This is a genomic window from Enterobacter sp. V89_11 (genome assembly GCF_029967775.1).
Taxonomy (GTDB): domain Bacteria; phylum Pseudomonadota; class Gammaproteobacteria; order Enterobacterales; family Enterobacteriaceae; genus Enterobacter; species Enterobacter ludwigii.
This window is the reverse complement of the sequence record NZ_JASCAN010000009.1, coordinates 151,340-164,529: the sequence shown is the minus strand read 5'-3', so window position 1 is coordinate 164,529 and position 13,190 is coordinate 151,340. Positions and strand designations below refer to the sequence as shown.

The 13,190-nt window shown below is 56.0% G+C and carries 11 protein-coding genes; 5 read left to right on the top strand and 6 right to left on the bottom strand.

Features of this window, described 5'->3' with window-relative positions:
• Window positions 1-16: 16 nt before the first annotated feature.
• From tssK to QLG09_RS09705, 3 genes are read right to left on the bottom strand one after another with little or no spacing between them, the layout of a single operon-like run.
• Window positions 17-1,360: a type VI secretion system baseplate subunit TssK gene (tssK, locus tag QLG09_RS09715; protein WP_044867005.1), complete on the bottom strand. Its 1,344-nt coding sequence runs from the start codon at window positions 1,358-1,360 to the stop codon at window positions 17-19.
• Between the two features lie 28 nt (window positions 1,361-1,388).
• A complete protein-coding gene (tssJ, locus tag QLG09_RS09710) occupies window positions 1,389-1,892 on the bottom strand; it encodes a type VI secretion system lipoprotein TssJ (RefSeq protein ID WP_014170556.1) in 504 nt (167 codons plus the stop codon).
• 23 nt (window positions 1,893-1,915) lie between these two features.
• Window positions 1,916-2,410 carry a hypothetical protein gene (locus QLG09_RS09705; RefSeq protein ID WP_014170557.1) on the bottom strand — a complete coding sequence of 165 codons (495 nt, stop codon included), beginning with the start codon at window positions 2,408-2,410 and terminating at the stop codon, window positions 1,916-1,918.
• A 1,002-nt stretch (window positions 2,411-3,412) separates the two neighbouring features.
• Between QLG09_RS09705 and QLG09_RS09700 the strand changes: the two genes are divergently transcribed.
• Together QLG09_RS09700 and QLG09_RS09695 are read left to right on the top strand one after the other, a co-directional pair.
• Window positions 3,413-5,701 carry an FdhF/YdeP family oxidoreductase gene (locus tag QLG09_RS09700; RefSeq protein WP_049022655.1) on the top strand — a complete coding sequence of 763 codons (2,289 nt, stop codon included), beginning with the start codon at window positions 3,413-3,415 and terminating at the stop codon, window positions 5,699-5,701.
• Between the two features lie 23 nt (window positions 5,702-5,724).
• A complete protein-coding gene (locus QLG09_RS09695) occupies window positions 5,725-6,627 on the top strand; it encodes a LysR family transcriptional regulator (RefSeq protein ID WP_044857110.1) in 903 nt (300 codons plus the stop codon).
• Between the two features lie 12 nt (window positions 6,628-6,639).
• On the opposite strand, the gene QLG09_RS09690 is transcribed toward QLG09_RS09695, so the two are convergent.
• A complete protein-coding gene (locus tag QLG09_RS09690; protein ID WP_282488854.1) occupies window positions 6,640-7,392 on the bottom strand; it encodes a PhnD/SsuA/transferrin family substrate-binding protein in 753 nt (250 codons plus the stop codon).
• Window positions 7,385-8,356, bottom strand: coding sequence for a fatty acid desaturase (locus QLG09_RS09685; RefSeq protein WP_044867385.1), 972 nt, complete (start codon window positions 8,354-8,356; stop codon window positions 7,385-7,387). Before QLG09_RS09685 ends, QLG09_RS09690 begins: the two co-directional genes overlap by 8 nt.
• A gap of 165 nt (window positions 8,357-8,521) precedes the next feature.
• Here QLG09_RS09685 and QLG09_RS09680 point away from each other — a divergent pair, with 165 nt between their 5' ends.
• Window positions 8,522-9,502: a helix-turn-helix domain-containing protein gene (locus tag QLG09_RS09680; protein WP_044867387.1), complete on the top strand. Its 981-nt coding sequence runs from the start codon at window positions 8,522-8,524 to the stop codon at window positions 9,500-9,502.
• A 78-nt stretch (window positions 9,503-9,580) separates the two neighbouring features.
• A complete protein-coding gene (gap, locus tag QLG09_RS09675) occupies window positions 9,581-10,591 on the top strand; it encodes a type I glyceraldehyde-3-phosphate dehydrogenase (RefSeq protein WP_049022657.1) in 1,011 nt (336 codons plus the stop codon).
• A gap of 70 nt (window positions 10,592-10,661) precedes the next feature.
• Here the strand turns inward: gap and QLG09_RS09670 are convergent, their stop codons facing one another.
• Window positions 10,662-11,849: an MFS transporter gene (locus tag QLG09_RS09670; protein WP_044867390.1), complete on the bottom strand. Its 1,188-nt coding sequence runs from the start codon at window positions 11,847-11,849 to the stop codon at window positions 10,662-10,664.
• 115 nt (window positions 11,850-11,964) lie between these two features.
• Here QLG09_RS09670 and QLG09_RS09665 point away from each other — a divergent pair, with 115 nt between their 5' ends.
• Window positions 11,965-12,921 carry an AraC family transcriptional regulator gene (locus QLG09_RS09665; RefSeq protein WP_025203880.1) on the top strand — a complete coding sequence of 319 codons (957 nt, stop codon included), beginning with the start codon at window positions 11,965-11,967 and terminating at the stop codon, window positions 12,919-12,921.
• The last annotated feature ends 269 nt before the right edge of the window (window positions 12,922-13,190 follow it).

Sequence of the window (13,190 nt, the reverse complement as noted above, 5' to 3'; positions counted from 1 at the left end):
TTAAGCGCTCGCTTTATTATTCAGTCGGGCTACGGATGGCCCAAAACTCCATATCAAGTCCCGGGAACTCGCCTGCGAGATGCAGGGCGAAAGCGCCGGACTTATCCATCTCGTGCCACAGCTCGCTCCCCTTCTCCAGCTCGAAGTAGCTGTAGCCTGCATGCCAGGGGATCTGCGGCGGTGCGACCGGCATGGCGCGCAGCATAATGCCAGGCAGTTGCAGCTGAACCAGATCGCGAATTTTCGAGACCGGCGCCACTTTCATCTGGGCAGGGAAATGGGTTTGCAGGTGTTCGCCAGGCACGTTGGCTTTGACCGCCAGCACGAAGCCGAACTCACGCACCATGCTGGTTTCCGGCACGGTCGCGATGTTCAGACCGTGGGAACGCTCGTTAAGCGGCAGCTGAATGGCATGGTCTTCCATCACCAGAGACAGCCCCTGACGCAGCAGCATCATCAGTTTGCTGAAGCAACCCGCGAGGTCGTCGTGATCGTAAATTGGCAGCACGCTTTCAGCGGTACGCTGAGACGCCCAGGTGGCGAGCTCGGTCGCAAACGGCAGCCAGTTGCGCCAGAGTGTTTCTGGATGCAGCAGCGGAAGCGTTTTTAAATGCGAAACCTCGCCCAGATGACGGTTCACCAGTGAGAGCAGCGTGAATTCAATCAGTTCCGAGGTATTAAAGCGGCCAGGCTGGCGCAGACGACCGCCAATTTGCTGGCTGCGCTGCACCAGTAAGCCGTGCAGATCGTTAATCATGCTGTAGATCTGCGGGCTGTTATTGGCATTCAGCATCGGCGGAATGTAGCTGCTATCGAGACGCACGTGGTTATCGTTGCGTTTCTCGGTCACAAACGCCACGCCGATAGCGGTCCACTCTGCCGTTACATCTTTTTCCAGCATCAGGGTCAGACGCAGACGGCCAAACTGCACGGTGGCATCGCCTACCGACATGGCGTTGTCGTCTTCCACCTCTTGCTCAAAGGCGATGAAGCGCGCCAGCGAGGCCGGCTCTTCACTGAAGATCACCTCTTCTCTCTCTCCACGGCGAACCGGCAGTGCGAGCACCACCTTTTCATTGGTGAGATTGTCAGGGATTTTCAGCGGCACCGGACCATTGCGGCCGTTGCGCACCTGGAAAAAGGTTCCGTCAGGCAGCAGTCCGCTGCAGTAGCTCAAGGCAATGCATCCCTGGCGCAGCATCGCTTCGTCCAGCTCAACGTCGAGAAAGCCCCAAAGGTATGAACGCTGCAGCGCACCCCATTCACGAACGTGGTTGAGCAGATAGCTTTCAGTCCGCTGAAAATGGTGTGGGCGCAGGAACATGCCTTCGGTCCAGACGACCTTTTCTGCTTTCGTCATGATGATGTAATTCCTGTTATGAAGCGCGTTACTGGCTGATGACCCGGATGCCATTCACGTCGAGAAAAACGTTGGCCTGGAGTTCATCCGCTGACCATTTCCAGAACTGGTAGATATGGTTTTCGCCTGGCACAGGCAGAGGGAGTGAAACGCGCCATTTTTTGCCATCCAGCATCTGATATTCCGCCATCACACCAATGTAGCGGGCGTCGGGAGAGCTCTGTCCACTCAGGGTTTTCGAGAGCTGACCCGGCATCAGGAAGAAAACATCGCTGTTCAGCAGATTCGCGCCAAGCGTGGCTGACGCGTTGTTCTGCAGGGAATAGAAGTCGCTGGACATGAAATCCGCATCGGATTTCAGCAACAGCACTCTGACTTTTAGCGGCGCAGATTCATTGATTTGTGGATGAGCCTGAAACTGCAGATTGTAGCGGGAAGGGTCGCTGTGTGAAGACGACGTACAACCACTGACAAGGGCGAAAATCGCCGCGTAAAAGACGGACCACAACCAATGAAAATTTTTATTATTCATAAAAATACGCTCAGGGACGCGGTTTAGTTCAGGATCCAGGTACCGTTAGCGCTGTCTTTGCAGGCTTTGCTGTTACCGTCCACATCAACACAGGTTGCCTTCTTACGCACTTTCGCACGCTGGGCCTGCTTACGGACGGTCGCTTCGTACTGATCGGCTTTGATCACTGCACGCATCGGGACGTAGCCAATCAGCTGATCATTTCCCTCATCGGCAAGCGCCATCCAGTAGTGCTCAACCTGACCCAGGACCACATACGTTTTACCGGTTTCCAGGGTACGGATAACCTTTCCGCCGAAGTCAGGACGGCTCATCAGCGAGGCCGGATACATGGCACGATACGGCTCATTGAGCTGAGTAAACTCTGCTGGAGGTAAAACAGCATGACGGTGGGTTAACGTGACGCCATTGACCTGGCTGGTCACGATCGTGTCGTCGTTGATCACAGGTTTCTGCGGCGCTTTACAGCCCGCCACCGCCATTACAAACAGAAGTGAAAACAGTACGCGCATTTTCATATGCTTTTCCGTAGCGATATTTCGATGATGGAGATAAAGGGGATGAAGTTTGACTTAGGTGCTATTGTTAAAATAGTCAGTATATTTTCGGGGCGTTACTATTTAAGGGCATAGCTACCGCACGAGCCCTTCAGAATAAGGCCCAGCGTCTTCCTGACATATTTTGACAAACGGTAAGCAAGTTTACATGAGCTTGCCACCAATTCAATATTTACCGCTTCATAACTGATGGTTAATGAAGCACTCGAGACATTATAGGATTAATCTGAGAAAAAAATACGATTTAGCTAAAATCGTCTATTCCCCTCAAGCCAAAATCACATATCCATCTGATTTAAAATGAAATTCCACAAAAGAGAATCACTTTCATTAACGCAATAACCCTATTACTGCTACTACCATAATTAGTAGAATCTGGCTTTATGCGGGGCGAAGAAAATATATCCAATATGAATTATTTGTTGCATTATCGAGGTAACTTTCAATTTCAGCCAGACCTGTCTCAATATATGAAATTGTTTCAGGGAAACTGAGAAAAGTTAATTTTACACCTCAAAATAAGTTTGTCTTTTAATCTCCCTTTCGGATTTAATCTGGTAATTTTCCGATATTAACAATTAAGCACAGCTACATATTCCTGGTTAAAGCGACGATTAATTTGCACCGATTCCTCCTGTCTGCAGGGGTCTTCGTCGCCCTGCCCTTCAGCCACCTTCATCTGAAATTTAACGCTGACTTCATCATCGCTTCGCTTTCGCCATAGCGCAGAGTGAACAGGTGATAGATAAGATTTATTATAAAAATGATAAAATTTCGTTATAATTTCTTTAAATGTTTACGCCGATTAGCTTGTAAGCCACTGTAAAATATCGCCATTCAATTCAATGCATTTAACTTTGCTCTGGCCTCTGGTAACAGACGCCATCATTGTTTTCGCTTATTGGCAAACCCGGTGGTTTATAGGCGCAGGTGATGTCATGACCGCACAAGTCAGGAGTTGATATGAATAAGAAAAGACGCTCAGTTCCCGGTATCAGGCACTATGACGGCCCAGCCGGTGGCTGGGGGGCGTTAAAGGCGACGGCCATTGCGGTACGTACCCAAATGGATACGCTGGATGCCCCCGCAACCCTGCTGCGCACAAACCAGCCTGACGGTTTTGACTGCCCTGGCTGTGCGTGGCCCGATAAAGAACACAAATCCACGTTCCAGTTCTGTGAGAACGGGGCGAAAGCCGTCACCTGGGAAGCCACCAATAAACGCGTCACCACGGATTTTCTCGCCAAAAACAGCGTGTCCTCGCTGCTGGCTAAATCTGATTTTGAGCTGGAAGGTTACGGTCGTCTCACCCATCCCCTGCGCTATGACCGGGCAAGTGATACCTTCCAGCCAGTGGAATGGGACGACGCTTTCCAGCGTATCGGTGAGGTGCTGCGCGGGCTTGAGCCTGACCAGGTCGAATTTTATACCTCCGGCAGAGCCTCGAACGAAGCAGCGTATCTGTTCCAGCTGTTCGCCCGCGAGTACGGTACCAATAACTTCCCCGACTGCTCGAATATGTGCCATGAAGCCACCAGCGTCGGTTTACCCCGTTCCATTGGTATCGGGAAAGGGACCGTCTCACTTGATGATTTCGATAAAACGGAGCTGGTTATCTCCATTGGTCATAACCCTGGTACCAACCATCCGCGGATGATGGGCACGCTGCATGAGCTGGCTCGCCGCAACGTACCGATTATCGTTTTTAATCCCCTGCGCGAGCGCGCGCTGGAACGTTTCGCGGATCCGCAAAGCGTTATTGAGATGGCAACCTACAGCTCTACCGATATCGCCTCCACCTATTTCCAGGTGAAAGCCGGGGGCGATGCCGCTGCGTTAAAAGGGATCGCAAAACACCTGCTGGAGATGGAGAACGAACGCGGAAACGTGCTCGATCGCGCCTTTATTGCTGAACACACCCAGGGTATTGAGGCGTTTGCTGCGGACATTGCGCAAACCGACTGGGAGGCCATTGAGCGTGAGTCCGGGTTGAGCCGGGCAGCGCTCAAATCCGTGGCCGAGGCCTACGCAAAATCGAATGCCACCATCATCACCTACGGGATGGGCATCACCCAGCATAATAAAGGCACCGCGAATGTCCGCCTGATCGCTGATCTGTTGCTGCTGCGCGGTAACATTGGCAAACCCGGCGCGGGGATATGCCCACTGCGCGGCCACTCGAACGTTCAGGGTAACCGCACCGTGGGTATAAGCGAGAAACCGACACCGGCATTTCTCAACCGCCTGAAGGAGGTATTCGGTTTTGAGCCCCCTGCCCACCACGGCCATGATGCGGTACAGGCAACGCAGGCCATGATCGACGGACGTGCAAAAGCGCTGATCTGTCTGGGGGGAAATTTTGCGGTGGCGATGCCCGATCACGAGAACGGTTTTCCGGCAATGAATACGCTGGATTTGAGCGTGCACATCGGTACCAAGCTCAACCGCACCCATTTGCTGGTGGGGAAAGAGACCTTTATTTTGCCGTGCCTCGGTCGTACCGAGCTGGATGTCCAGGCCACCGGACGCCAGTCCATTACCGTGGAGGACTCTATGTCGATGGTGCATGCCTCTTCCGGTAAGCTGAAACCCGCCTCTCCGCGCCTGCGCGCTGAGCCGGCCATTGTCGCCGGAATGGCGCAAGCCACCCTGCGGGAGACCCGCGTGGACTGGATGACGCTGGTTGAGGATTATGACCGTATCCGCAACCTGATTGAGCGGACCATTCCGGGCTTCGAGAATTACAATGAACGGATCCGCATTCCTGGTGGTTTTCGCATGCCGCTGCCGCCCACAGAACGTATCTGGCCAACGGCGACGGGCAAAGCGATGTTTTCGGTTTTCGACGGCGTCAATGAGAACGCCAGTGGTGAAGGCGATAATGTGCTGCGCCTGATCACGCTGCGCAGCCACGACCAGTACAACACCACCATTTACGCCCTTGATGACCGCTACCGCGGCGTCTTTGGCCGTCGCGATGTGCTGTTTATGAATGAAGACGATATGGCGCAGTCAGGCCTGGAGCATGGCGATCGCGTGGATATCGAAACCGCCCTGCCGGGGAGCGTTCAGCGTCTGGAAGACATTACCGTTGTGGCCTACAGCATTGCGCCGGGTTCCGTCGGAGCCTACTACCCGGAGGCCAACGTACTGGTTCCGCTTGATTATCTGGATAAGGACAGCGGTACGCCGTCTTATAAATCGGTTCCGGTCCGCCTCATCCTGCGTTCGAAAGAGATCCGCGTGCTGTAAGGCTTTCCGCGCAGAGAAATACGATGGATATAAAACAGTTAAAGTACTTAATCGCACTCGATCAGACCCGGCATTTTGGTAAAGCAGCCTCGCAGTGCAACATCACCCAGCCGACCCTCTCCATGCGTATTCGCAGCCTGGAAGAGGAGCTGGGGCTGGTGCTGATTACTCGCGGGCAACGTTTTGAAGGCTTTACGCCCGAAGGCGAACGCATTCTGGCATGGGCGCGCGCGGTGCTGGCCGCTCACGACGGCCTGCAGGCCGAAGCCTCGCTGTGCAAAGGGCAAGTGGTGGGTGAATTGCGTCTGGGAATGGTGCCGCTGGCCAGCGTGGATCCAATGATCTTTATCCGCCAGCTGACGCAAAAATACCCGGAGCTGACCTACAGCCTCTACTCAATGTCCTCGCAACAAATTGCCGACGGCGTCAGCCGGAATCAGCTTGAACTGGGGATTTGCTACCTGAACAGCATCGACACCCGTCCGTTTGATATTATCCAGCTGCCAAAAACCGAAATGGGATTGCTGCACGATATCCGCCACTTCCAGCTGGATCAGGAGACGCTGACCTGGCAGGAACTGATGGCATTTCCGCTGGGGTTTCTGACCAAGGGGATGCATTATCGTGAGCATATGGAGGTGAGCTTTAAATCTGCCGGCATTAATCCCGAGTCTGTCTTCGAAAGCGATTCCACTTTCCAGATTATTCAGGCGGTACAAAGCGGCGTCTGCTGTGCCGTGATGCCGCTGAACAACGGGCTGGAGAACCTGAACAACCACTTCCGGATAACCCCCATAACCGACTCGAACATCGAAGCCCCGATCGGCCTGATCATGCGTCGACAGGCCCCCGTCTCCTCACTGGCACTGCGCTGTTTCACCGACGCGCAGGCGCTTTATCTTGCAGAGAACAACGGCATTGAGTGAGGTGATAACGCGTCAGTCGAGCAACACCGAATAAGACTGACGCGTCACCACACTGAACCCGCCGATCAGCACCGCCTTGCAAACGTCCCGGTATTGCGGGGCATTCACCAGCGTGTTCAGCGCATCACGGAGAGCGTTAAGCGTTTCAGGGGATGTGTTGTGCGCGGTAATCAGCGGTAACCCGGGTGTCAGGGGAGTACTGTCGATCGCCGCCAGCCCGTCGAGCAACGCCGGTTCATGACGCTGCAGTAGCGCGTACGTCACGCAGTCGATAGCGGCGATATCGCCCTTACCCTCTTTTAGATCAATCAGCGACTGGCGATGGCTGCCGCTAAAGGTCGTCCGGGCAAAATAATGGCCATCGGATGCAAGAGGTGCCACTTTTTTTCGCAGCGCATGATAACCGGACTGCGAATCCGCAGAATTGCATACCGCCCATCGGCCGCGAAAATCAGCCAGTGTCAGGGGGCGCTTCTGGGTGCGCGTCACCAGAAGGCTACGGTAATAAAACGCTTCGCAGCCCGGCGCCTGGTAGTGAAAACAGCCCACGACCTGTACGTCCGGCAATTGCGTCATCAGCGGGTAGCCGCAGGTCTGGCTGAGGACAAGCCCGGGCTGCTGCCAGTGGGCCAGCAGAGAATCATCGGGTACGCCCTCGCTCACCGGCACGCCGCGTTCAGCAAGCAGGTGCTGTACCGCTCGCCAGAGGGCATCGGTGTCGGCGCGATTGATGGCATACATCGGAAACGCCAGCGGGTTACTCATGACTTCCCTCGTGTTGACGCCCTGGGTGAGCGGTGACGTTGACCGCCCGCCCCCAAAACTGTCGCATCCATTCACTATAACCCCTGACCAGAAAACCATGGTTACGCTTCTGGTACGCCGCCCGGTTTTGCAGATAGACGCTTTTTAGCCCATACCACGGAACACCCGGTAAATCGTGATGGACTGAATGGTAGTTAAGATTTAAAAACAGCACCCGCCAGAACAGCCCTGCTTCGTTGATGACAGAACGCGCCAGCGGATCATCCGCCGCGCGATGTTCATAAAAGGAGCGCACTTTGGTCAGCGCCAGCGCCGGATAACTTACCGCCAGCACAAACCAGACGGGCGAGAAACCGTTGTGCATCATCCAGGCAAACAGCGCTGCCAGCAGCGACGCGTGGACGAGCCACATTGCCATTGCGCGCAGGTGAAGATGGCGAAACGCCGTCACGACGCTGGCCAGCGTCTGCAGGATATCCAGCAGCGGTGCCAGCAACAGCCGGCCGCAGAAAGTATTCCGTGCATGGATCACGCGCTTGTGCCAGGGCGAAAAGCGTGCCCAGCTCTCCTCGGTAAAATAGTACGACTCCGGGTCATCCACCGGGATCGTCAGGCTATCGTGGCGATGATGGGCAAGATGAGAGTCCCGGTACAGACCATACGGATACCACACCGCCAGTGGAAGCGTGCCAAACAGCGCGTTAAGCCAGGCAAACCGCGTGGGATGGCCGTGGATCAGTTCATGCTGGAGTGACATATACCAGGTGGTAAATCCGATGAGCAGCAGCGTAGCGGGCAGCAATCCCAGCGTTTTCCAGTACGCCAGCGTGGCAAACCAGCCACTGTAAAGGGTGATGATGACGATCCACGTGGGCAGTTCGCTTCGCCACAAAAACCCCGAGGCGAGGTGGTGAATTTGATCGCGTTGTTGCGGATGTAAATAGAGGGAGCTTCGTTTACCCATGCCTTCAGACGCCGTTTCGCCAGAGAGAATACCCTGACGATCGGGGAAAACGCCTGAAATAACAAAGAACTTATATCGCTTTGCTTTGCCAGAAACGCGGGCAGCGCGAGATATCCCTCTCGTTTGCAGCTTGACTTATTTTGCAATAAAGGTACTTTTCAGGACATGAAGAAGATCCTGATTATCGTCCCTGACGGCGGCATGCTGTTTGAAGCCGCCGGTATCGCAGACATTCTGATGCAGGCGAACCGGCTGCATCCGGAAGGCCTAGCCCATCCCTGTTACCGCATTATCATCGCCACCACCCAGCCTCACCAGGTGATCCACGGCCAGTCCGGCCTCAATCTGCTGGCGGATTATCGCCTGCCGGAGCTGGATCCGCGTGAACCGCTTGATACGATTATTATCACCGGACGCGGAATGAACGAGCAAGAGAGCACGGCGGTGGTGGACTGGCTGCACCTGGCTGCGCCACACGCGCGGCGGATAGCCTCCATTTGCGGCGGCGCGATGCTGCTGGCCCAGACCGGCCTGCTTGATGGACGCCGGGCGACCACCCACTGGCGGCTGCTGGAGACCCTGGAAACCCAGTACCCGGCCATCCATGTGGAAGGTGGCCCGCTGTATATTCAGGACGGTCCCATCTGGACCTCCGGTGGGGTTAGCTCCGGGTTTGATTTGACCCTGGCGCTGGTGGAAGACGATTACGGTTTTACCCTCGCTCGCGAGGTGGCGCAGGATATGGTGATGTATCTGCGCCGCCCCGGCGGGCAGCTGCAGTTCAGTCGCTATAATCTTCAGCAGCCCGGCACCTCCGGCCCGATAAGCGACCTGCAAACCTGGATCCTGGAGAACCTGACCGCTGACCTGTGCGTGGAAAATCTGGCGCACAAAGCGGCGATGAGCCCGCGCAATTTCACCCGCGTGTTCACCCGTGAAACGGGCGCCTCTCCGGCGCGTTATGTCACCGAAGCACGCCTTGCCGCCGCCCGGCAACTGCTTGAACAGACCAGCGACCCTCTCGAACGCATTGCTGAGCAGAGCGGGTTTGGCAGCAGCATCAATTTGCGTCGCGTCTTTGAGAAACAACTCCACCTCACGCCTGGCGAGTATCGTCAGCGCTTCCACTGTCGCAAAATGGCATAATGTGATCCTTTTTTGTCGTTTACGCCATCCGGCCTGACGCCTACAGTGACTCCAGACAACAGAGATAAGGAGTGCACTATGGTTAAGGTCGGCATTAACGGTTTCGGCCGTATCGGACGTAATTTCCTGCGCGCGGCGCTGGGTAACCCGGATGTGCAGATTGTGGCAATTAACGATCTGACGGACAGCAAAACCCTCGCCCATCTGCTCAAACATGATTCCCTTCTCGGCATGCTGCCGGCTCCCGTTGAAGCCGCGGACGGGGCACTGCAGGTCGATGGCCAGCGGATCGTCGTCTTTAGCGAACGCGATCCGGCGAATATCGCGTGGCGTGACGCCGGCGTTGACGTGGTTATTGAAGCCACTGGCTTCTTTACGGAGCGGGAAAAAGCAGCCGTGCATATCACGCACGGTGGGGCTAAGCGCGTCATCATCTCCGCCCCCGGCAAAAACGATGACCTGACGGTGGTCATGGGTGTCAACCATGAACAGTACGATCCGGCTCAGCATTACGTAGTGAGTAACGGCAGTTGTACGACCAATGGTCTGGCCCCCGCCGCTCAGGTTTTGCATCAGCAGTTCGGGATTGAACATGGCCTGATGAACACCACGCACGCTTATACCAACAGTCAGGCACTGCACGATCAGCCAGAGAAGGATCTGCGCGGTGCACGTGCGGCAGCGCTGTCGATTGTGCCTTACTCCAGCGGTGCGGCGAAAGCGCTGGGGAAAGTGATCCCCTCACTTGACGGTAAACTGACCGGGTATTCCCTGCGCGTGCCGGTTCCGGTGGTGTCGATTGTGGATTTGACGGTAACCCTGAGCCGTGACGTTACCGCCGAGGAGGTGAATGACGCCTTCCGGAAAGCCGCTGCCAGTGGCCCCCTGAAAGGCATTCTGGGTTACAGCGATGAACCGCTGGTTTCCAGTGATTATCAGGGCGACCCGCGCTCGTCAATTATCGACGGGCTCTCCACCCTCGTGATTGGCGGCAAAATGGTGAAGATCCTGGCGTGGTATGACAACGAGTGGGGATTCTCAAACCGTCTGGTGGATCTGGTGGTGCTGATGGATAAGAAAGGGTTGTAACCTTCCCCCCGTTCCCACTCTGAGTGGGTGTCGCTGCCCGGTAGCCTTTCGCTGACCGGGCACGCGCTCGTCACTCTGCTTTGACTTTCACGCCCATAAATACAATTACCATGGCCGTCACCAGCAGGAAACCGCTGCCCGCGAAGACGCCGCTGGCACCGTTGAGGTCGAATACCGCCCCGCCCACTGCCGCACCGGCGCTTATCGCCAGCTGGATAGAGGCCACCAGCAGACCACCCGCACTTTCGGCTTCATCCGGCACGGTGGTGGCAAGCCACGTTGACCAGCCCACCGGTACCAGACCAAACGCAAATCCCCACAGCGCGACCAGTAACCCGTCCAGCATCGCCAGATGACCAAACGCCACCATGGTGAGAGCAAGCACGCCCATCGCGAACGGTACCAGTGCCAGCGTCAGGCGCAGATTACGCGCCAGCAGATGCCCGGCGACGGAGGTGCCGATGAAGTTGGCAATCCCAAAGCCCAGCAGGATCAGCGAGATGCTCTCCACGCTCGCCTGCCCCACCGTTTCAAGGAACGGACGCAGGTAGGTAAAGAAGGCAAAGTGGCCGCTGAAGATAAGAATGGTCGCCAGCATGCCGCCAATCATCCCCGGACGACGCAGCACGCGGAACAGCGTACTCAGGCTGCCGCTGCTTTCTGGCTTCATGGACGGCAGTACCCAGAGCTGCCACAGCAGCGCCAGCATGCTCGGCAGAATGCAGAGAATAAAGACGTTACGCCAGCCAATCAGGCTACCCAGATAGCTTCCCAGCGGCGCCGCTACCACCGTCGCAATCGAGACGCTGGAGAAGATCACCGCCAGCGCTTTCGGCACTTTATCGGCGGGCACCAGGCGCATCGCCGTGGCGGTCGACATCGCCCAGAATCCCCCGATCGCCACACCCAACAACAGCCGGCCCATCAGCAGGACGTTCAGCGTGGGCGCAAAAGCCACCAGCAGGCTGGAGATGATCTGCAGCACCGAGAAGAACATCAATACCCAGCGACGGTCGATATTTTTGGTGGCCGGCGTGATGAGCAACCCGGTGACCAGCGCCACCAGCGCAGTGGCCGTCACCGCTTGTCCGGCCATCCCCTCGGACACCCCCAGGCTCGCGGCCATCGGCGTCAGCAAACTGGCGGGCAGGAATTCTGCTGTGATCAGGCCGAATACGCCAAGCCCCAGTGAGTAGACGGCTCGCCAGGCGGGTTTTGCAGGCGTGACCGCCTCTCTCGCCACGACACATGAATTCATCTGTTGTTCTCCCGTAATAAAAATGTGACAACTGTCGCAAAAGCATAGTGGGTTCACCCTGGACGATCTATGACATATAATCTCCACTTATTGATTATTCGTCCGGAGTTGCGTCATGACCGCTCAGTCACCCGATTTGATCAGCGAACTTTTGCACGGCATGCGCCTGTCGGGCGTGAAATACCGTCGGATTGAGGCCAGCGCGCCGTTTGGCGTGGCGTTTCACCAGGCGCCCGGCAAAGCCCAGTTCCATTTTGTCAGCCACGGTAGCGCCCTGTTGCGTATGGAGAGTGGCGCCACCTTCACGCTGAATGGCGGCGACGCCCTTTTTATCCCAAACGGCAACGCCCATGCCCTGCTCTCTGACGAGCACGCCAGCATTACCCCGGTCAGTGCATTCCCCAGCGAGCCTATCTGCGGTTCGGTCTGCGCGATCACCTGTGAGCCGTGTCCGGAAAGCGAGAACACCATCATCTTCAGTGGATGCATGGATTTTGAACTGGGCGGGATGCAACCGCTGATCAAGGCGATGCCGGAAGTGATGATGGTGAGCCGGCTGATGTCCACATGGCCGGAAATTCATCCGCTGCTGGCAGCGATGGAGCGGGAATCAATGACCCGCCAGGCCGGATTCGCCGGGATCCTCGCGCGACTTGCCGACGTGGTGGCCGCGTTGATCGTGCGTGGCTGGGTTGAAGGAGGCTGCGGCAAAGCTACCGGCTGGGTGCAGGTATTGCGCGACCCGCGTTTGAGCCGGGCCATTTACGCCATGCACCAGCAGCCAGGCCTGAACTGGAGCGTGGCGGATCTGGCGAAAGAAGCGGGCACTTCCCGCTCCGTGTTTGCTGAACGTTTTCTGGCGGCCACGGGAACCACACCGGCAAAATATCTCAGCGAACTGAGGATGCGGCTGGCCATTCAGTACATCCGCCACGAAAATCAGCCCATTGAAACCGTCGCGTTGCGTCTGGGGTACGGTTCACTGGCCGCGTTCAGTCGGGCATTTAAGCGCATTATTGGGCATGCACCGGGCACATTGCGCGAGACCAGCCAGACCCCGGAAGAGGTCTGAGCCAGGCGTTAGCGATACGTATTTTTTGCCAGTCGCCTTTCGCGATTTAATTATGGGGCGTGCTAAGGGAGCACCTTGCGCTATTACAGAATAAAAGAGCATTCCGCGCATATTATTATCGCGCCATGATTTGCGCCCATTGATTAAATAAAAAGCAATATAATTATTTATCATAAAAAAGAATTATCTTTCATCGAGATAGCAAATTCTCCCAATCCCTTCCGGCGCATAACCAGACGGTAAATTGTCTGGTTATGCGCAAAATGGGA

What these genes read in the sequence shown, in the direction of transcription:
- QLG09_RS09705 (WP_014170557.1), bottom strand. Translation starts at nt 2,410, where the DNA reads ATGAAAATGCGCGTACTGTTTTCACTTCTGTTTGTAATGGCGGTGGCG.
- QLG09_RS09670 (WP_044867390.1), bottom strand. Translation starts at nt 11,849, where the DNA reads ATGAATTCATGTGTCGTGGCGAGAGAGGCGGTCACGCCTGCAAAACCC.
- QLG09_RS09685 (WP_044867385.1), bottom strand. Translation starts at nt 8,356, where the DNA reads ATGGGTAAACGAAGCTCCCTCTATTTACATCCGCAACAACGCGATCAA.
- tssK (WP_044867005.1), bottom strand. Translation starts at nt 1,360, where the DNA reads ATGACGAAAGCAGAAAAGGTCGTCTGGACCGAAGGCATGTTCCTGCGC.
- QLG09_RS09690 (WP_282488854.1), bottom strand. Translation starts at nt 7,392, where the DNA reads ATGAGTAACCCGCTGGCGTTTCCGATGTATGCCATCAATCGCGCCGAC.
- QLG09_RS09695 (WP_044857110.1), top strand. Translation starts at nt 5,725, where the DNA reads ATGGATATAAAACAGTTAAAGTACTTAATCGCACTCGATCAGACCCGG.
- tssJ (WP_014170556.1), bottom strand. Translation starts at nt 1,892, where the DNA reads ATGAATAATAAAAATTTTCATTGGTTGTGGTCCGTCTTTTACGCGGCG.
- QLG09_RS09700 (WP_049022655.1), top strand. Translation starts at nt 3,413, where the DNA reads ATGAATAAGAAAAGACGCTCAGTTCCCGGTATCAGGCACTATGACGGC.
- gap (WP_049022657.1), top strand. Translation starts at nt 9,581, where the DNA reads ATGGTTAAGGTCGGCATTAACGGTTTCGGCCGTATCGGACGTAATTTC.
- QLG09_RS09680 (WP_044867387.1), top strand. Translation starts at nt 8,522, where the DNA reads ATGAAGAAGATCCTGATTATCGTCCCTGACGGCGGCATGCTGTTTGAA.
- QLG09_RS09665 (WP_025203880.1), top strand. Translation starts at nt 11,965, where the DNA reads ATGACCGCTCAGTCACCCGATTTGATCAGCGAACTTTTGCACGGCATG.